This window comes from Marinobacter sp. AC-23 (genome assembly GCF_001858325.1).
GTDB lineage: Bacteria > Pseudomonadota > Gammaproteobacteria > Pseudomonadales > Oleiphilaceae > Marinobacter.
Genome location: NZ_MBPP01000025.1, coordinates 19,608 through 38,122, shown reverse-complemented (window position 1 = coordinate 38,122; position 18,515 = coordinate 19,608). Strand labels below are relative to the sequence as shown.

Annotated in this window: 19 protein-coding genes and 1 pseudogene; 9 read left to right on the top strand and 11 right to left on the bottom strand. The window is 52.7% G+C overall.

All coding sequences use genetic code 11. From position 1 onward, the window contains the following. Positions 1 to 37 precede the first annotated feature (37 nt). From BCA33_RS09520 to BCA33_RS09510, 3 genes and pseudogenes are all read right to left on the bottom strand, one after another. Positions 38 to 1,379: pseudogene (locus BCA33_RS09520) on the bottom strand (GntP family permease). 150 nt (positions 1,380 to 1,529) lie between these two features. After that, a complete protein-coding gene (locus BCA33_RS09515) occupies positions 1,530 to 2,666 on the bottom strand; it encodes a sugar diacid recognition domain-containing protein (RefSeq protein WP_071265303.1) in 1,137 nt (378 codons plus the stop codon). Between the two features lie 21 nt (positions 2,667 to 2,687). Beyond that, positions 2,688 to 3,902: a serine hydrolase gene (locus BCA33_RS09510; RefSeq protein WP_071265301.1), complete on the bottom strand. Its 1,215-nt coding sequence runs from the start codon at positions 3,900 to 3,902 to the stop codon at positions 2,688 to 2,690. A 175-nt stretch (positions 3,903 to 4,077) separates the two neighbouring features. Here BCA33_RS09510 and BCA33_RS21705 point away from each other — a divergent pair, with 175 nt between their 5' ends. Next, positions 4,078 to 4,473, top strand: a complete 396-nt coding sequence (locus tag BCA33_RS21705; RefSeq protein WP_254774307.1) for a hypothetical protein — start codon at positions 4,078 to 4,080, stop codon at positions 4,471 to 4,473. Beyond that, positions 4,419 to 5,042, top strand: coding sequence for a putative zinc-binding metallopeptidase (locus tag BCA33_RS21700; protein WP_254774315.1), 624 nt, complete (start codon positions 4,419 to 4,421; stop codon positions 5,040 to 5,042). The genes BCA33_RS21705 and BCA33_RS21700 overlap by 55 nt, the downstream gene beginning before the upstream one ends. A 33-nt stretch (positions 5,043 to 5,075) precedes the next feature. Here the strand turns inward: BCA33_RS21700 and BCA33_RS09500 are convergent, their stop codons facing one another. Then, positions 5,076 to 5,723: a DsbA family oxidoreductase gene (locus BCA33_RS09500; RefSeq protein WP_071265299.1), complete on the bottom strand. Its 648-nt coding sequence runs from the start codon at positions 5,721 to 5,723 to the stop codon at positions 5,076 to 5,078. A gap of 201 nt (positions 5,724 to 5,924) precedes the next feature. On the opposite strand from BCA33_RS09500, the gene BCA33_RS09495 reads away from it, so the two are divergent. Continuing rightward, positions 5,925 to 6,593 (top strand): glutathione S-transferase family protein, encoded by a 669-nt coding sequence (locus BCA33_RS09495; protein ID WP_071265297.1) that lies wholly within the window; start codon positions 5,925 to 5,927, stop codon positions 6,591 to 6,593. 57 nt (positions 6,594 to 6,650) lie between these two features. Here BCA33_RS09495 and BCA33_RS09490 read toward each other — a convergent pair whose 3' ends face one another. Both BCA33_RS09490 and BCA33_RS09485 read right to left on the bottom strand, forming a co-directional pair. Further along, a complete protein-coding gene (locus tag BCA33_RS09490) occupies positions 6,651 to 7,073 on the bottom strand; it encodes a Replicative DNA helicase (RefSeq protein WP_071265295.1) in 423 nt (140 codons plus the stop codon). A 44-nt stretch (positions 7,074 to 7,117) separates the two neighbouring features. Then, positions 7,118 to 7,573, bottom strand: coding sequence for a GatB/YqeY domain-containing protein (locus BCA33_RS09485; protein ID WP_071265293.1), 456 nt, complete (start codon positions 7,571 to 7,573; stop codon positions 7,118 to 7,120). A 281-nt stretch (positions 7,574 to 7,854) separates the two neighbouring features. Here BCA33_RS09485 and BCA33_RS09480 point away from each other — a divergent pair, with 281 nt between their 5' ends. The 4 genes from BCA33_RS09480 to BCA33_RS09465 all read left to right on the top strand — a co-directional run bounded on the left by BCA33_RS09480 (position 7,855) and on the right by BCA33_RS09465 (position 11,003). Continuing rightward, entirely contained in the window at positions 7,855 to 8,709 is an 855-nt protein-coding gene (locus tag BCA33_RS09480) for a cytochrome b/b6 domain-containing protein (RefSeq protein ID WP_071265291.1), read from the top strand. Beyond that, positions 8,699 to 9,463, top strand: a complete 765-nt coding sequence (locus tag BCA33_RS09475; protein ID WP_071265289.1) for a molybdopterin-binding protein — start codon at positions 8,699 to 8,701, stop codon at positions 9,461 to 9,463. The genes BCA33_RS09480 and BCA33_RS09475 overlap by 11 nt, the downstream gene beginning before the upstream one ends. A gap of 89 nt (positions 9,464 to 9,552) precedes the next feature. Then, positions 9,553 to 10,050, top strand: coding sequence for a DUF2780 domain-containing protein (locus tag BCA33_RS09470; RefSeq protein WP_071265287.1), 498 nt, complete (start codon positions 9,553 to 9,555; stop codon positions 10,048 to 10,050). A gap of 224 nt (positions 10,051 to 10,274) precedes the next feature. Beyond that, positions 10,275 to 11,003 carry an ABC transporter substrate-binding protein gene (locus BCA33_RS09465; RefSeq protein ID WP_071265285.1) on the top strand — a complete coding sequence of 243 codons (729 nt, stop codon included), beginning with the start codon at positions 10,275 to 10,277 and terminating at the stop codon, positions 11,001 to 11,003. A gap of 57 nt (positions 11,004 to 11,060) precedes the next feature. Here BCA33_RS09465 and BCA33_RS09460 read toward each other — a convergent pair whose 3' ends face one another. The 5 genes from BCA33_RS09460 to BCA33_RS09440 all read right to left on the bottom strand — a co-directional run bounded on the left by BCA33_RS09460 (position 11,061) and on the right by BCA33_RS09440 (position 16,238). Beyond that, complete coding sequence (locus BCA33_RS09460) at positions 11,061 to 13,496, bottom strand: EAL domain-containing protein (RefSeq protein WP_254774306.1); 2,436 nt, start codon at positions 13,494 to 13,496, stop codon at positions 11,061 to 11,063. Next, positions 13,486 to 14,328, bottom strand: a complete 843-nt coding sequence (locus BCA33_RS09455; protein WP_139172961.1) for an SEL1-like repeat protein — start codon at positions 14,326 to 14,328, stop codon at positions 13,486 to 13,488. Before BCA33_RS09455 ends, BCA33_RS09460 begins: the two co-directional genes overlap by 11 nt. 176 nt (positions 14,329 to 14,504) lie before the next feature. Next, positions 14,505 to 14,864, bottom strand: a complete 360-nt coding sequence (locus tag BCA33_RS09450) for a DUF4399 domain-containing protein (RefSeq protein WP_254774314.1) — start codon at positions 14,862 to 14,864, stop codon at positions 14,505 to 14,507. A gap of 179 nt (positions 14,865 to 15,043) precedes the next feature. Further along, positions 15,044 to 15,499: a DUF4112 domain-containing protein gene (locus BCA33_RS09445; RefSeq protein WP_071265400.1), complete on the bottom strand. Its 456-nt coding sequence runs from the start codon at positions 15,497 to 15,499 to the stop codon at positions 15,044 to 15,046. Between the two features lie 226 nt (positions 15,500 to 15,725). Beyond that, a complete protein-coding gene (locus BCA33_RS09440) occupies positions 15,726 to 16,238 on the bottom strand; it encodes a hypothetical protein (RefSeq protein WP_071265277.1) in 513 nt (170 codons plus the stop codon). Positions 16,239 to 16,827: 589 nt separating this feature from the next. On the opposite strand from BCA33_RS09440, the gene BCA33_RS09435 reads away from it, so the two are divergent. Both BCA33_RS09435 and BCA33_RS09430 read left to right on the top strand, forming a co-directional pair. Then, positions 16,828 to 17,319: an MOSC domain-containing protein gene (locus BCA33_RS09435; RefSeq protein ID WP_071265275.1), complete on the top strand. Its 492-nt coding sequence runs from the start codon at positions 16,828 to 16,830 to the stop codon at positions 17,317 to 17,319. A 160-nt stretch (positions 17,320 to 17,479) separates the two neighbouring features. Beyond that, on the top strand, positions 17,480 to 18,481 hold the full coding sequence (locus tag BCA33_RS09430) for a TRAP transporter substrate-binding protein (protein ID WP_071265271.1): 1,002 nt from the start codon (positions 17,480 to 17,482) through the stop codon (positions 18,479 to 18,481). Positions 18,482 to 18,515: the final 34 nt, after the last annotated feature.

The window sequence follows — 18,515 nt, the reverse complement described above, 5'->3', positions numbered from 1 at the left end:
CTTACTGGTAAGTTCTTTAAAGTATCTCTGACGGCACTTACAGCGCCACCATTGATACCAGCCACACGGCACTGATTGTCACCAACCCCATAAACAGTGTTGCAGCCGTGTGTGAGCGATACGCTGTTGCCACGTCCATTTTACTGAACTGGGATACCACCCAAAAATAGCTATCGTTAGCATGAGAGACGGTCATGGCACCAGCGCCAACAGCCATCACCGTTAATACGCGACCCATATCTGAGTCCAGCCCCAACTGTGGCAGCAACGGCGCAACCAACGCAGACGCTGTAACCAAGGCGACCGTTGAAGAGCCTTGCGCGATTTAAGCGCAGCGGCCACGATAAACGGCATGACAACGCCCAAGCCCAGTGTAGACAGGTTCTGGCCAAGAAAATCGCCCAGCGGCGTCGCGGCCAGAACTGCACCAAATGCACCACCGGCACCGGTAATCAGAATGATCGGCGCGGAGACAACCAGGCCTTTTTCAGTGTGGCGGGCAAACTCTTTGAGTTTTTCGCCACCCTGAATCAAAAATAACGCAAACCCAAGGCCAATCATCAAAGCATTCAATGGCTTGCCTAGAAAGTTCAACACTTCATACAAAGCGCCATCACCCAGCGGAGCCGTGGGGTAATTGGCTACTGAGCCCAGGCAAATCAGGACGATTGGTACAAAAATAGGGGCGAACGCTTTCCACGGGCCAGGCAGATCGCCGTATTGCTCTTTGCCTTCCTGAAACGCTTCTTCGGTCAGTTCCAATTCAGTGCTGGGCAAGTTGCGTGAAAAATACGCCCAAACCAAACCCGCCAGCGCCGCAATTATCGCAAAACCGAGTCCAACACCGATAACCAGGCCCAGATTGTCTTCCAGCCCTAAATTACCCGCCGCCGCAATCGGGCCGGGTGTGGGCGGTACCAGGGTATGGGTTGCAAACAAACCGGTAGAAAGCGCCACCGTCATGGCTACAGGGGATACGCTCAGGGTTCGTGCCATAGAGCGTTTCAAGCTGTTTAGAATGACGAAACCGGAATCACAAAACACCGGAATAGACACGATAAAACCGACGATAGACATGGTCATGGTGGGAAATTTCTTCCCCAAAAGCTTAATGATGGTTTCCGCCATCACAATAGCGGCACCGGTGCGCTCAAGGATGACGCCAATGATGGTGCCCAAAACAATAACAAGGCCAATGTAGCGAGAATTTTGCCAAAACCACCGCGAATCGTTGATTCGATTGAGTCGAAAGGCAGGCCAAATGCAAAAGCGGCGATGAACGACGCCAGCAAAAGCGTAATAAAAGGATTGAGTCGCAATCTGCTCGTTGCGAACACAATGAACGCAATAAGAGCGACTAAAATTAAAACCATATACATAGAAAATCTCCGGCATCGCTTTAATTATTATTGTCCCAGTGAAGGGCCCTGGCTCAAACCCTGAGCATAGAAGCTGAACGGAGATTCGTCTTTAGACATAAGGCCTGATGTGCAAGAGCTCAGCTGGGAATTTTTGTGCACTTGCACAAATCAAAAATCACTTGGAAGGCTATCAGAGCTCAGAGCCAGGTATAGATGCAGAAGTTCAGGGAGCCGAAATGGAGATAGCCCGGTCAGTTGTTCAATGCTTTTCAGGCGATACCGAATGGTGTTGCGGTGTAAGTGCAGAGCTGTCGCACATCTTTGCACATCACCATTGGCATCAAGAAACGCTTGCAGAGTACGCACATACACAAGATGACGGGGGTGCGTCTGCAGCGCTTGCAAAGGTCGCAACAGTTCCTGTTGCTGCCAGCCAGGATGCAGGCTTTCCCATAAAATGGTGACCGGGTCATCCGAGTAATAATGGAGCCGGCTTTGCGGTGATTCGCGTCTGCCGTTAGTCATTGTTGCAAGAGCAGATTCGTAGCACCCCTGCAAACTCCCCTCAATGTACTGTCCAGCGGCGAACACAACCGACATATAAGTGGTGGCTGACAAGCTCCGTTGCAGGCGTAACAATGCCTGTTCTGCTATTGATCGCCCCCCTGTAGCGCCCGATGGCTTTACCGGAGCGAGTACAAGAAGCCGCTGTGGAGCTACCTGTGCCAATAACAGACTTTTGTCACTGAGTTCCAGCTGCCGCATCAACGAAATAACAAAATCATCGGCCCCAGGAAGTTGCGCAGGTTCGATGATCAAGGCAAGGCGCGGCTGAACCAGATCGACATCGATCCTATCCAGCCAACTCTGCGGCACGGTACGGCCATTAATCAAAGCTAACAGCGTGTCTTCTATTTGCCGGCGACGATGCTGGCCTATTTCCAACAGAGCCGTTTGCTCGAGCATAAGCTCCGCCGTAACCTTCACCAAATCAGCAAACGGCAAGACCTTCGCAGGCTCTCCAGAAATACCAACAACCGCTACAACCTGATGGCCAACTGTGATGGGAACGTTAACGCCATGGCGAACCCCGGGGAAGTGCTCTGCATTAGCGGCATCAACCGACAGAGACTCTCCCTGCAGAGCGACGTGCCGCGCGCCCTGATGAACTTCACCCACTCGAAGTGGATCTCCTGACGCGATGATAACGCCGTCTGGGGTCATCACATTTACCGAGTGGCCAATAACCTGCATTGCCCGGTCTACAATGCGTTGAGCGGTGGTGTGGTCGAGATTAATGATCACGATCCTCAACGCCCGTGCTCATCATACCAACGCTCCATTAACGATCGCCCGCAACTCCTGCCTGATCGGGTAGGACGACGAAGGAATTAACTGCGCCATAAAAATCACCACCAACTCTTCGACCGGATCGATGAAGAAGTTGGTGCTCGCCAAACCACCCCAACCGTACTCCCCCACCGACCCGTTGGTCTGGGATTTGGCAACGTCAGTTTTGACAGAAAAGCCCAGGCCAAAACCACTTCCGGCATAGGGCGTCTCGCTGAACGCACCCACGGAAAGGCCTGGCAGATCCTGATTCCCCGGCAGATGATTGCTGCGCATGAACTCCAGGGTCTTGCGACCAATAATTCGCTGCCCCTGAAACTCTCCACCCTGACAAAGCGCTTGGGCAAAATGGAAATAATCGTCAATAGTAGAAACCAGTCCGCCGCCGCCCGACAAAAACCTCCCCTTACGACGGAAAGGCGATGTCTCAGGATCGTCCTGCAGCTGGAACCGATCGCCAGGCTGGTACTGATAGCAGGCGGCGAAGCGGTCAAGCTGATCATCACGAACGTGAAAGCCGGTGTCGGGCATATCCAGGGGGGCAAAGATATGCTCACGCAGGTATTCATCAAATGGCTGGCCCGACAGCAGCTGTACCAGATAGCCCAGTACATCCGTGCTGACGGAATAGTTCCAGGCTGTGCCCGGCGAAAACTCCAATGGCAATTCCGCAAGCTGATCGACCAGTGTTTCCATCGTCAAATCCCGGCTGCCATCAAGCTTCAATTCCCGGTAAGCCGCATCAACATTCGTGCGGTTCATAAATCCATAGGTCAGGCCAGACATATGGGTGAACAGGTCGCGAATGGTCATGATGCTGGTTGCGGGTGTGGTCAGGAAATCAGGATAGACACCGCTTTTATACACCCGCCGATTTTTCCAGGCCGGAATATACTTGTGCACTGGATCATCCAGCAAAAACCGCCCTTGCTCATAAAGCTGCATCATGGCGATAGACGTGATCGGCTTGGTCATGGAGTAGATGCGAAAAACCGTATCACGGCACACCGGCTTGTTGCGTTCCACATCCATCAGCCCTTGGGCTTTTACATAAGCAATCTCTCCGCGCCGGGCCACCAGTGTTAATGCGCCGGGCAATTTACCAGGCTGGATATAGCAACGGTCAAGATGGCCTTCAATGTTGAGAAGCTGGCGGGGAGCGAGGCCGGCAACCTGTTTGAGTTCCGTCATGGAAAAGGCACCTTCTTACTTGTGTGGTTATGGGTCCGCAAACTATTCACCGACTGTATCAGGATAGTAGCAAACCTGCGGCGCCCACCATTTGACAAAAAGCCGGGAGAAGAGAAGTATCGAATGATCATTTTAAGGGTCGCTCGCCCTGCCATACCTTTGGAGTCCATGATCCATGCGTGTTTTTTCCAATCCAGTAGGCTCCGGCACACTCTGGTTCGACAACCTGGCTACAGCCGAAGGAACTCCTGTTGCTTACGACCCGCAGGCGCGGGAATTCGTGCCTATGCCGCCTTTTTGCGCGAACCGGGAAATTATCGGTTGCAACTGGATTGCCCCCAAGCAAGGCGCTTTTTGTCGATCCTGCGCAATGACCGAACTAGCGCCAGACCCGGCTATTCCCAACGCCATTCCCAACTGGGCGCAAACAGAGGCAGCCAAGCGCTGGGCACTGGACAATCTTGGCCGGTGGCACTGGTTCCGGCCCGAAGACCCTGGCGCGCACCTGTGTTCCACATGCTTGCCGAGGGTGCCACCCCAGTACCCATGGGGCATGTTCAGGGTAAGGTGACCATCAGCGTGGCCGAAGTAGACCCTGTTCTGCGAGTAACCCGCCGTGAAGCGCTGGAGGAACCCTATCGCACCATGATAGGCCACATGCGACACGAGATCGCCCATATGCTTTGGTGGCGACTCAGCCTGCGCGAGGATTTTCTCGATGCTTTTCGAGGAATGTTCGGCGACGAGCGCACGGACTATCCAACGGCCTTACAGCAATATTACCAGGAAGGCCCGCCACCCGGCTGGCCGTTGAGCTTCCTGACCAGCTACGCCTCGGCGCACCCTCATGAGGACTGGGCCGAAACCACCGCCCACTTGCTACACCTGACCGATATAACCGACAGCTTCGTCGCGGCAGGTCTTTCCTCACCGGAATTGCCGCACCAAAACTGGGATCCCTATACCGAACCCAGCGCGGAACGCCTGATCCATGTTGCTGCCTCCCTTGTTCCTGGCGTCAACCACGTCAACCGCTCAATGGGCCTGGAAGATCTCTATCCTTTCGTGCTGTCAGATGTTGCTCGCCGCAAGCTTGCCTTTGTGCATGACTGGTTGCGGCGCGGAGCGCAGGGGCTCTAAGGCGCTGACAAAACCGATTGAAACCTGTGTCGTTCAGGCAGGCTCTGCGCCAATCTCCTGCAACGCCTGAACCAAAGTATCGGGCTCTTGTGCTCCGGAGATGAGGTACTGGCCGTTGATTATGTACGCCGGTACAGCCGTAACACCCGCCTTCTGGTACGTGGCTTCGTCTTCTCGCACCTCAGTCGCGTACTGGTCAGTGCCCAGCACATCTCTGGCTTTTGTGGAATCCAACCCGAGAGATTCAACGCATTTGATCAGAACATCGTGGTTGGAGACGTCTTCCGCTTTGCCGAAGTAGGCTTCAAACAACGCTTGCTTCATGCCCGTCTGCTGGCCCTGCTCGCCGGCCCATTTTACCAGCCGGTGGGCATCGAACGTGTTGCAGGTGAGCCGCTCCTGAATGCTGTCAAAATTAAGGCCAAGATCTTCCGCGATCGTCATCATCTGGTTCTGAGTGACGCGCAACTCTTCCTCGCTCCGCCCGTACTTGCGGGCCAAAGCCGGCAGAATCGGCTCACCCTCACCGCTGTGATCGGGGTTCAGCTCAAATGCATGCCATTGAACGGTGAACTCATACTCTGGCGCCAACTGCCCCATGGCGCGCTCTAGGCGGGCATAGCCAATGGCGCACCATGGGCAGGCGATGTCGGAAACGATATCAATGTGCATATTGTTCATAGTGAGCCCCAAATAAGAGATTACAAAAACTTCGACAAATCAAAACCGCAGCTGCTGCTGCCCAAGCATTGCCGCTATGGTAATAAACAGCAACTAAGCCGGGCAATATTCTCCAGTCGAAGTTAATAATGGTAAACCCGAAAGGCATTTGCAGACTACTCTGCTAGTCTGATCTCTCTTTTGAAGTGAACGGAGTTCTGCATGATTACAGTTCATCACCTTAATAATTCCCGCTCGCAACGCGTTCTCTGGATGCTGGAGGAGCTTGGAGTGCCCTACGAGATCCAGCGTTACGAACGCGACAAAAAAACCATGCTGGCGCCTGCAAGCCTGAAAAAAATACATCCATTGGGTAAATCACCGATAATTACCACCGGCGATCTGGTAGTAGCGGAGTCTGGCGCCATTATCGAATATCTTGCCCACACCTATGGCAAAGACACCATGCTGCCCGAGAGCGGTGGCCAGGCGTGGCTTGATTACACGTACTGGCTGCATTACGCCGAAGGCTCTTTAATGCCTCCGTTGGTTATGCGCCTGGTGTTTGAAAAGGTGAAAAACAGCCCAATGCCGTTTTTTATCAAGCCAGTAGCTAAAGGCATTGTGAACAAAACCCATCAAACGTTCATAGGCCCGATGATCAACACGCATCTGGATTTTGTCGAGTCTCACTTGGCGAAAAACACTTGGTTTCTCGGGGACAACCTCAGCGCCGCAGACATTCAGATGAGTTTCCCGCTGGAAGCCTCAGTAGCCCGGGGTATCGTCGGCAAGAACCGGCCCAACATTTTAGCCTGGGTAGAACGTATGCACGCCAGACCTGCTTACCAGAAGGCGCTTGAGAAGGGTGGAGAATACGCTTTTGCGTGAGCAACAGGCCACTTCCTTCAAGAAGAGTCGCCGGAGCTGCTCACATTATAGGCATAGCTAATCTGCCAGTAACGTTTCAAGCAGCTCGTCTATGTCTGTTTTTAATTCTCTATCGTCAATTTTATTAGCATTGATTTTTGCATCTTGAAGATTTTTGATAGCTGCGTCGGTTTGGCCCAGCTCAATTTGCACGGTAGCCATAGAAAATGCGATCGATGACATATGGTCTTTCGCATTGATAGCCATGGCTTTTTCCATGGCTTTTTCGTAGCCCTCCAAAGCCTCTTCTAAATTCTCTGCAAAGTCCGCAAGTGTTTCCCATTGTTCGGGGTGGTCTTTGTCGGTATTTTCATTATCAATGCAAACAGCCCTTAACTCTGCATACAGCGAATTAAACGCCACTTTATCGCCGTTTTTATCAGCCTCCATTAGCTTCTCAGCTAAGCCATAAACGGATTTATATATTTTGGTACTAATCATTGCGTTTGCTTCCTAAGAATAAGATATCGTTCCATGCAGAACCGTTACCCCGCCAGCGCAGCCCGCACCTTCTTGCTCAGGTGGCCCATTTCGACCCGACCAAGCACCTGAGGGCGCAGAGTGTTCATTACACTGCCCATATCCTGCATTCCCTGAGCATCGGTTGAACTGATTGCCTTACGAATCAGCGCATCCAAATCATCCTCGGAAAGGGCAGCGGGCATGAATTCCTCAATAATCACCATTTCCGCCCGCTCCGTGTCGCCCAGCTCCTTGCGGCCGGCATCATCATATTGTCGCGCAGAATCACGGCGCTGCTTAAGCATTTTGTCCAGCACCTTCAGGACTTCCTCGTCATTCAGATCGCGGCGTTCATCAATCTCGATCTGTTTAACCGCAGCCTGAGCCATACGCAGGGTGACAAGCCGGGTTTTATCCCTGTTCCGCATTGCCTCTTTTACCGCGTTGCTCAATTGTTCCTTGAGTGATAATTCCGCCATTGTCGGGCTCCTGTTCTGGGGGTTAAGCGTGTTGGTTTCGCACAGTGAGAGAAATGAGAGAAGCTAGGTTTAACCGAAAACCTGCGCAGGTTCAATCACCAACAAAGCAAAAACCAATAAGCAATCGCGCCCTATCGTTTATAGTTTTTTTATCTTTGCGTAATGATTCCGAGTTTTTTGGCTTGTAGTGTGTGCAATAGGGCCAAGCGACTCGAAATAACAAAGAGTAATTTCCGAATCAGGCGTGTATTTGATCCGGAACTCCGCAGAGGGATTGTTCCATGAAGAATTCAAAAGCCCATACCCGCACGTTATACCGGCATGGGCTACCAATGCGGATAACTCACTGGGCAAACGCTCTTTGCCTGTTTTTTCTTTTGTTAAGCGGGCTTCAAATTTTTAATGCCCACCCTCACCTGTATTGGGGCTCGGTTTCTGATTTCGATTCGCCATGGCTGTCCATGGGTGCCCATCGTACGGAGGCTGGCGAAATGGTCGGGCATACCCGCCTGTTTGGCTGGGAGCTGAACACGACGGGTGTGCTGGGCCTATCAAGCGATGCAAACGGCGATCCGCAGGTGCGCGGTTTTCCCTCCTGGCTGACCATTCCCAGTGGCCGCTGGCTAGCTATGGGTCGAAACTGGCACTTTTTCTTTGCTTGGCTTCTGGTGATTAACGCCTCCCTCTTTTTTGTCTGGGCGGTAGCTTCAGGCCACCTGAAAAAACTGATACCCACACGCGAGGACTGGCGCAGCTTCGGCAGCTCGGTAATTTCACACATCAAACTGCAGCACCCCGCTGGCGAAGAGGCTACGCGGTACAACATCCTGCAAAAACTCGCGTACTTGATCACCATCTTTGGGCTGGGGGCTTTGATCGTAATCACTGGCCTGTGCATGTCACCTCGCATGGACACGGTTATGGGCGGCGTACTTGAAGTGCTAGGCGGGCGGCAGTCAGCCAGGAGCATTCATTTTCTGATCGCATGCTCCTTTGTATTGTTTGTGTTTGTCCACCTGTTTGAAGTGGTCGTTACCGGCCCGTTGAACAACCTGCGCTCCATGATTACCGGTAATTTTCGTTATCAAACCGATACACCTGATAAGCATGAAAAGGAGTCCCACCATGACGGATAACAACCGACGGCGTTTATTGAAAGGCCTGCTCGCGTCCGGTGGGTTACTGACACTCACCGGGTGTGACAAGCTCTCTCGCAGCGATTGGTTCGTTGACACTTTGCGCAGTAGCGAAAAGTTATCGAATTTTGCTCAGCATGCGATCACACCACGAAAAGCCATGGCTAAAGAATTTACCCGGGCCGACATATCGCCGATACACCGCCCCAACGGCAGCACCAACGGCAGTGGTCAAGAGTACCAACGCCTGGCCGCCAACAACTTTGCAGATTATGCCCTGAGAGTGGACGGCCTCGTCAAAAACCCCGCCCGCCTGTCGCTGAACGATCTCAAAGCCTTGCCGTCCCGTACCCAGATCACCCGGCATGACTGTGTGGAAGGCTGGAGTGTTATTGGTGAATGGACCGGCGCCAAACTCAGCGCAGTACTTGAGCAGGTTCAACCGCTACCCAGCGCGCGTTACCTGGTATTTCACTGCGCCGATTCCTACGGCTCAACCGGCAGCCGCTACTACGAAAGTATCGACATGGAAGACGCCTACCACCCGCAAACATTGCTCGCGTATGGACTCAACGGCGAGACCTTGCCAACCGCCAATGGCGCACCGCTTCGGTTGCGAGTTGAGCGACAACTGGGCTACAAGATGGCCAAGTTCATCATGGCGATTGAAGTGGTCGAAAACTTTGAGGATATCGAAGGCGGTAACGGAGGTTTCTGGGAAGATCGAGGCTACGCTTGGTACGCCGGCATATAAAACTGTATGGATTTTTGGCACTTTTATTTTGCTACTGCCCCCCAATATATTAAGGAACCTCTCGACCACACACCCCGCAGGAAGTAACAATGAACGACATTCTCAAGAAGTTCCTTTTTGTTTCAAGTATTTACCTGCTAGCACCTAGCGCTGGCGCTTTCAGCCTGAACGACACCATCTCCAGCGGCACCCAAGCATTATCCTCAGCCACACAGGTCAGCGGTGAAGCCCAGCAACTGTTAGGTCAGCTAGAGGGCCAACTCGACGTTACCGAAACTCAGGCGGCTGGTGGTACCAGCGCCTTGTTGCAACTCGCTAAAAATGAGCTGGGCACCAGCACCATGAGTGGTCTCACGAGCAAAGCTCCGGGCCTATCCAACCTGCTGGGGGGAGGTAACAGCTTGAGCGACAGCCTCCTCTCCGGCATTTCGTCCATGTCCGAGGTGCAATCGGCCTTCTCAGCGCTGGGCATGGACAACGCCATGATCCAGCAATTCGTACCGATTATAATGGGCTTTCTGGGAGACCAAGGGGTTGGCTCTTCACTGCTAGGCCAACTACAGGGGCTTTGGGCGCCTGCCAGCTGAGCTACAGCCGGCTCCAGGAACTGGCTTTGGGCTGAGTTTCGTTTCGTTACAGACATTTTTTCCCTTGCCCGTTATTCTGACGCAGCATGAGCCATTTTGATGGTTGGCTGGTTTCCGGGACACAGGGTTTGCGAATGGCAGGAGATTATCGTGTAAGAAGAATAACTCTGACGGGAATACTCCTAATCACCGGGCTTTCCTGCCCCCAGGTGTGGAGCGAACCGATGAGGGTGGTGACTGAGCACTCGCCTCCAGGTGAATATCTCGATGCAAACGGCCGTGTAACCGGAGCGACAGCTGAACTCGTCCGCGAATTGATGAAACGTGCTGGCGAGCCGGGCGATATCGTTCTGCTGCCATGGGCACGTGGTTACAGGATGGCCCTGCAAGAGCCGAATGTAGCACTGTTTGAAGCCACCCGCTCAGAAATACGGGAAGACCTGTTCAAGTGGGTCGGCCCGATCAAGCGTGTCACCGGCGGTTTTTTTGTTCGTCGCCAAGATGACCTTGCAATAGAAACACTGGACGACGCGCGCGAGCTGAATGGCGTCTGTGCGTACCGGGGAGGCTCTGACGGGCAGTCACTGACAGCTCTGGGCTTTACCAATCTGGAACAACCCACCCGGCCGGCGCAGTGTCTGGAGATGCTAATGCACAGGCGCGTTGATGCCTGGATGACCAGCGATATTGGGCACCTGCCATTATTTGCCGAAACGGATTATTCAGCAAACGATGTGACCCTTGCCTACATCACCTCAGCGAAATACCTATACATTGCTATGTCGCTGGATACCGCAGATGCAACCGTTGCCCGCTGGCAGAAAATCCTGGACAAGATGAAACTGGATGGCACATTTGCACAGTATTACCGTGGCACCTACCCCGATGAAATGATCGAAGCTCTCAGCCACCCAGGACATCCAGATTTTCCCTGGCTGGACCAAGGAGGTTAAAGGCGCCTACCTCCCCGACCGGGGAAGACATGTATCCATCGTGGCCAAGCAAACTGTTTATTTATCTCGTTCCTTTTGCCCTTCTCCAGCCAACAACTCAGCGGCCGGCATACCGAAATACTCTCCTTGCGAGAAATCAATACCCAGCTCCACGACACGCCGCTGTACCACCTCACTGTGTACAAACTCTGCCACCGTTTTGATCCCCAGGCTCCGGGCAAATTGCACAATCCCCTTGGTGACAAGAAACGCCGTGTGGTCCTGCGCCAGATAGCGAATCAAACTACCGTCTATCTTGATGAAATCCACGTTCAGCTTGAGCAAATGGGAAAAGTTGGAGTAGCCGGTGCCGAAGTCATCAATGGCGATCCGGCATCCAAAAGATTTCACCTTGTCGATAAAGTGCAACACATCACCATAATTGCCGATGCCATCAGATTCGAGAATCTCGAAGATCACCCGTTCGCCAACATTGCCCGCCCGCAGATGCTCCAGAATCAGAGCAAGGGTTTCCGGATCAACGATATCCATATAGGACAGGTTGATGGAAAACTCGTGGGGCTGCGTGGCAAAAGCGGCGAACGACTTTTCCACCATGATCCGGGTGATCTGGCGGTTAAGCCGAAGCTTATTGGCCACCTCCATGAATTGCCCGGCGGCGATCACCCCATGCTCAGGATCATCCATCCTTACCAAACACTCATATTTGGTAAACGTGCCCAGCTGGTTATCGTGAATCGGCTGGAAGTGTGGACGTAATGCGTTGGTCTCGATTGCCTTTTTCAGGCGCCTCGCCCAATAGATATTTTTCTCGTAGCCTTTTTCAACTTCCTGGCTTTGGTCATAAAACAGGTACTGACGCATCTGATCTCGTGCTTGAGAAACAGCAATAGTTGCCTGATTAAGCAAAAGATCCGATGCTGCGTTTCCATTGCTCTCGCGGAGAAAGGCAATGCCCGCGCTGGTGTCCAGGGTTAACGCCTGCTGCTGCCAGTTAACACGCTGCGCACAAAGAAATTCGGTCAATTCACTGGCGAACGTGCGCACCCGAGACTCCGAAACACCAGGGCCCAGAAGTGCGAATTCGTCACTGGACAGACGGTAAAGCTCGGGGGCAGGTCCAAAGGGGTGAGAATGGGTACGGATAAACGAGCGCACCTGCTTACGCATGGCCAACAGCACGGCATCGCCGCATTCATTGCCAAACAGGCTGTTAACCTCTTTGAAACGATCCAGATTCAGGAGAATGAGACAGGCTTCCTGCCGATCCTGCAAGTCTCTCAACAGGCGCACTCGATTGGGCAGACCGGTCAGAACGTCGGTGTAGGAGGCCTGCAATTCACGCATGAGCTGCAGAATCCGATAAAGCAGGTAAAGGCTCAGAATCAACAAAACCGAGCCCGTGGTCACCAGTATCCGGTAATTAGTGTCGCGCATGGGCACCAGCACCCGGTCGATCTCATCCTTTGGAACGCCAGCGCCGTAAACCATACCTGCCGGTGTTGTGGCGTAATACAACTCATAGAGTCGCCCGTCAACGTTAAGCTGCCGTGTACGCAGCCGCTTTTCAGGGGATTTGCTATCACCTAATGCTGATGACGTGTCCGGATCATTTCCGGAAAGATTCGCTGCCAAAATTGCATCGATAATCTTCTGCTCCTGAACCGGATCTTCGTTTTGACTAAGACTGGACAGGTTTCGGTTGTTACGGTCGTTAAGGAAAGCAAAGCTGCTTTGCGTGACTTCCATACGGCTGACCAGATCAACAACCTGATCCGATGCCCAGTCGATGGTCGCGACACCAATTAACACACCTTCGGCGCTGACCACCGGCTGAGCAAGGGTAAGAACAACGCGTCCGGTTGCCATGTCAAAGTAAACCGGTGACCAGTAGGCAGTCTCGCCAGAGGCGGGACTGCGGGCACCCTCCCTCCCCAGGGTCAACTCAAACCAGCGAGTCTGTTTGAAATCAGTTGATTGGGATTGCATTCTGGGGTCGCCAACTCCGGCCTTGACCAGATAGGGCGCATAGCGTTTACCGGCAGGCGCTACAATGCCCGGCTGATACCAGAGACCAGCACCGGATACACCCAGCTCGCTTTCTAGAAGGCTTTGCAGTGTTTTTTCAAGCTGGCTCTGCAGTTGGCGCTGGGCTGTTCGCGAACCCTGCTGTTCCCGCGATAACCGGTAGAATGTCTCGCCTATAGTCGCGAGTGTCGCCACCTGGCGCTCCAGAGCAGTTTGGTGGGCATCAATGCGGACCAATCCGGTGAAGAACACATCCCGAATCTGATCCCTGCGCAACTCATACATCGCCTGCTGGGAGTAGTTCAGGTTCAAGTGGGATAACAGAAACATGCCAATAGCAAAAAGCGCAATCAGTAGCAGTAGCAGCCCCATAATGGAGTGTATAGCATAGCTGCTTCTCCAGAAGCCAAGATGTGGCCGTGCCCACCTGGACAAGGCTGGCCACGGCAGCTGTTTAATTGGCACTTGCACCTTCAGGGGATGAAACCAGATTGTTAAGAGCGTTTTCAGCCCCCGCGTGGCCGAGCCCTGCAGCAGTTCTGAACCACTTCGCAGCCGCATTCTTATCCTGCGCTACGCCAAGCCCCTGGGCGTAAATTTCGCCTAGCAGATAGGCCGCCTGCCCAGATTCAGGCACGGCCATCTGGGCCCAGCGATAGGCTGATTCGTGATTGCCCAGAGCGTACTGGATCTGAGCCATGTTTGCCTGCGCACCCGCAGCGCCATCTTCGGCAGGGCCGCGACAGGCAATCAGGGCATCACTGAAGTTGCGAATCCGGGTGAGCAAATAGCAGTCGTTCAACTGGCGGGATACGGCAGCTTTTTTAGCTTCACCATCGCGCACCTCAGTGTTATCGCTCAGGAGAGCATTGAACGGCTGCTGCGAGGGTTTTGGCGCCGGCGGCATAGCTTCGAGCCGCGCCTCATAGGCCGCCACATCCTGCGCACAGGAAAAACTATATCCACGGCGATACGAGGCCAGGCCTGCTGCGGTAATCTCATCCGTGTTGTAACGCCGGGCGACAGCGCCACAGCGGCGTTCACGCTCTTGGCTCACTTGCTCCAGCTGGGTCGTGCGGGCCGGATCACGCGCGTAACGTTGGAGGTATTCCGTTAGCGGATCAATGTATGGTTGATCAAAAAGCGGTTTAATTTCCTGGTCAGGACCCGCAGCCGGAGCCTTTTGCCCGATTTTACTCAGCGCGTCACCGGTGCGACTCAGGAAGTCACTCGTCTTTAAATTGCCACAGCCTGCAATTAGCACTGCACTCATCATGATGACAAGTAATCGATGCATCGGATTCACCAGAAGATCTGAAAATTGCAGCTGCAGCTTAGGAAAACAACCCAATTACATGAATTCTAGTTCACCTGTTTCCCGATGTCCCCGATGACATTGTAACGTATTGAAACCAATCTAGAAGGCAAGGCAACCGCAGACAGCCGCGCCTGCCGGCCTCACCTTTAGCTCAATTATTCGACCGTGACTGTGATCTGCTCAGAGACGACCGGTTGGCTGTGCGGCACATGCGCGTAGTTGCCAATTAACAACTGCAAGGTGTGCTCGCCAGGCTGCAACGTAATCTCTGTTTCTGTTTGCCCGCCACCAAAATGCTTGATTTGGTCTGTGGCTGGAAGCGGCTTGCTCAAATCGGACGGCACCTCAGTGTCGATCAACAAATGGTGATGCCCGGTACCCTCTTTATCGACACCCGCCGGCGCGACGCCCATGTTGCGCAGACCAAACACGACGTCGAAGGTGCCCTCAACCGTTGCACCGTCGCTTGGCTGAACAAAATACACTTCGGCATTTTCAGGGGCATCTGAAATCATGCTCTCAGCGAACGCGCTGACCGGCGCGATTAACAGTGCTGAACATAAGGTGATTGCGATCCTGTTCATTTCACTTCCTCCTTTGTATTCGACAAATGTCAGTATAGTGGGCGAAATGCAGTATCGATACGCGCACCCGAGTGACTATTTTTTAACTGAATTTGAGCTACCTCAGCGTGTCAAAAGACGAACACCAAGCCAGCGGTAATAATTCCAAACAGGATGGACAAACCGATTAAGGCCTTCCATGGGAAAGGCGGCGGAGGCGGCTCCACAGCGAGTTGCTCTTCCAGATAGTTTCTCAGCAAACGAGTGTTGCGAGTATTGGCCTTATAGATGGCATCAAAGGCATCTCCCACCACTGGGACCAGCCCACCGACAAAATCGATACCCATATTGCGCAGGATAAGTCGCTTCACATCCTTGCTGGCCCCGGCCCGTTGAGCTTCGACCAACACATAGCCAGACAACAAAAGGCCTGCGGCATCGCCCACTACAGGCACCAGGCCGATAATGGCCTCAGCCCCAATCTGAAATCGAGTAAAGGGAATGCCGATACTGTTGTCGGTAAAGCGGCTAAACTTATCGAGCCGTTCAAGTATCGCCCGCTGCCGGGCTTCGGTAGGCTTTGCCATAAAATATCCCGAAAAAGAAAACCTCAGAAACCTGGCGCCAACCAACGGGTTCCGCTCTTCCTGAATCGACCTTACCAAATAAAAGGCCGCAAAGACCTCAAAAATCAAAGCCTAACTGCAGTCGGCTGCAGAACTACGGGGGAGAGACAGGAGAACCCTGGGCGATCTGAGCCCAGGCTTCTCTTGCAGCTTTTGGGGAATTTCAAAAGAACAAATAAGTTATTGATCAGAAGTTGTAACCGATACCCGCGCTGTATGCGAAGGCGCCATCATCAAAGTTGTCGTCGGCGTCACTGGCGCTGTCAAAGAAGACCTGATATTCCATCTGAACGGTGATGTAGGTTTTTTCCCGAACATAGTACTTCACACCAGCCTCGGGGCCAGCGAAGAAAGTTTCATCCACATCATCGCCATAGATACCACCGAGATTGGCACCGACAAAGGGCTGCCAGCTACCACCGTCAAAATGGTAATCGACAAAGCCCCGTGAGGCGCCAGACCAACTCGAATTATTTTCCGAATCCGCAAAGCCAAAACTTTGGCGCAAGCCAGCGGCCAGATTGTCGGAGAAGAACTTACCCACATCAAAGCTGACGGCAGCAACGTTGTTATCGAACTCATTGTCACTTGAACCGGTGCCGGTCAAAGCAAAGAGGCCATCACCGGCCTCGGGTTCAGCCGAAACCAGCGCGGGTGAGAGTGCCAGGCAAATAATTGCCGCAGAGTACTTGAGTTTCATAAATTGTTTCCTCGTACATTCCTGCTTTTATTTGAAGTGCTACTGGCTTTTGAGCGACTGCTTGCGACTGCTCTCGTATTCCCGGAACCAAATGCCAGATCAGTGCCGGGAAGAGCATTGCAACTGCGTTATAAAAGCATACGTCACACAATGGGTTCGCAATGGAGTCAACGGAAATTTGTAATAGTTCGGCCGTTGAGCATTGAGACCAAATTCGATGGGTTGAATAGGGCGAGCAGGCTTGATCAAGCGAAGCGGTAAAGACGAATTCGCTATTAAAACGCCCAATGGCTTATTAGCAATAAAATTTAGTTACTACTTAATACTGTTGATTATTATGTTTCATATATTATTAAAACTCTCGAAATTTATGACGCTTATAACGACATCATTATATATCGTTACGAAATAAAGCCGAAAATAAATACACGGAGCCAAGCACTGCTTAGCGGCACATCCGGAAGGGATAAAACGCCCAAAAACATTAACGCATGTTAATAATAAACGTTAAAAAAGCTTCAACAACTACTGGTCCGAATCGCCCTGGCAGGTGACACTCCAACAACCACCTTCATCAAAACGATCGCTTATGCCTGAACCAACCCCACTTCAAACCTTGTTCGACACCCTCCCCCAATCCGGCAGAGTGGAATGGATCGGTATCCGTCCAGCCCGTGGTGAAGCAATGAAAGCGCTCAATAGCGTGGTGATCGCACCGGGCACAGGCCTGGAAGGCGATCGATTCAAGGGCAGCGAAACCAGCAAACGGCAGGTTACCCTGATTCAGAAGGAGCACTTGTACGTCATTGCTTCCTGCTTGCAGCGGGAGGCAATTAGCCCCGACGTTTTCCGGCGCAACATCGTGGTATCGGGCCTAAACCTCCTGGCCTTGAAAGGAAAAATGTTCAGAATTGGGGGCGTGGTGCTGGAATACACGGGCCCTTGCCACCCCTGCAGCAAGATGGAGACCACTCTGGGGCCCGGCGGGTACAACGCCACGCGCGGGCACGGTGGTATTACGGCACGAGTGGTAGAAGGAGGCGAGCTGACACTCGGCGACAACGTGCAGGCTTGCTTATGAAGCTGGAACAATCATCCTCTTCAGCAACGGTTTGCTGCTTGAGTTTCTTTTTGCAACTTTGCACTCCGGACAATCAGAACTATACTTTTTATCTCTTATTTGATTGGCAAATGGCTCAAAACGAAATCTAACCGGCCACAAAAATAACCCGGAGATTCAAATGCTTAACCATACGTGCACTCGATCCGTTTCTGTTTTTGCCTCCACCGTTGTTGGCCTTTTATTAGCAAGTAGTGCTTTCGCAGCTACCGAAATTAAACTCGGATGGACTACATCCGATAGCGAGGTAGACCCTTACGCGATCGCCGCGCACTACTTTGCAGAAGAACTCGAAAACGCAGCACCCGGCGAATTCGACGTTTCGTTCTTCCCTAACCATCAGCTCGGGAATGATACTGCGATGCTTGAGGGGCTACAGTTTGGCACCATGCACGCAGGTGTAATTACCGGCACCCAGATAGGCCAGTTGGAGACGGCGTTTCAGCTCAATGACCTCCCATTCCTTTACGCCAATAGCGCCCAGGCCCATGAGGTTCTGGATGGCGAGGTCGGTCAGGAATTACTCAAGCGGCTTGAAGCCCAAGGCATAATGGGACTAGGTTTTGCCGAGGCCGGTTTCCGCCATACCATCAATAATGTACGGCCAGTGGCAAAGCCAGACGACTTCAAGGGCATCAAGCTGCGCGTCCAGCCCAGTGACCTGTTTATCGACAGCTTCCGTGCGATTGGCGCAAACCCAACGCCAATGGCCTGGAGTGACGTTTTCACGGCAGTACAGCAAGGCACTGTTGATGGTTTGGAGATTCCGCTTGCCGTCATCTTTGCAAACAAGTACCCGGAAGTTACTAAATACCTCTCGTTGACCAGCCATACTTACAACGCCCTCGCGTTGTTGATGTCGAAAGACGTCTTCGATGGCTTGCCGGAAGAGCTTCAAGACGCCGTACAAGACGCCGCCAAAAGCGCCATCGAACGCCAACGGGCTACTGTAGCCGCCAATGAAAAAGACATCCTGCAAAAAATCAAAGATGCCGGTATGAAAGTGAATGAAGTTGAAGATGTCGAGGCTTTCCGAGCCAAAGTCGCCAGCGTTTACAATGCCTACAGTGCCAAAATCGGTGCCGATCTCGTCGATAAAGCGCTGGGTCAGGTAAGCGAATAAGCAGACATAAAGCGATCGCCGCCAGAAGTTGGAA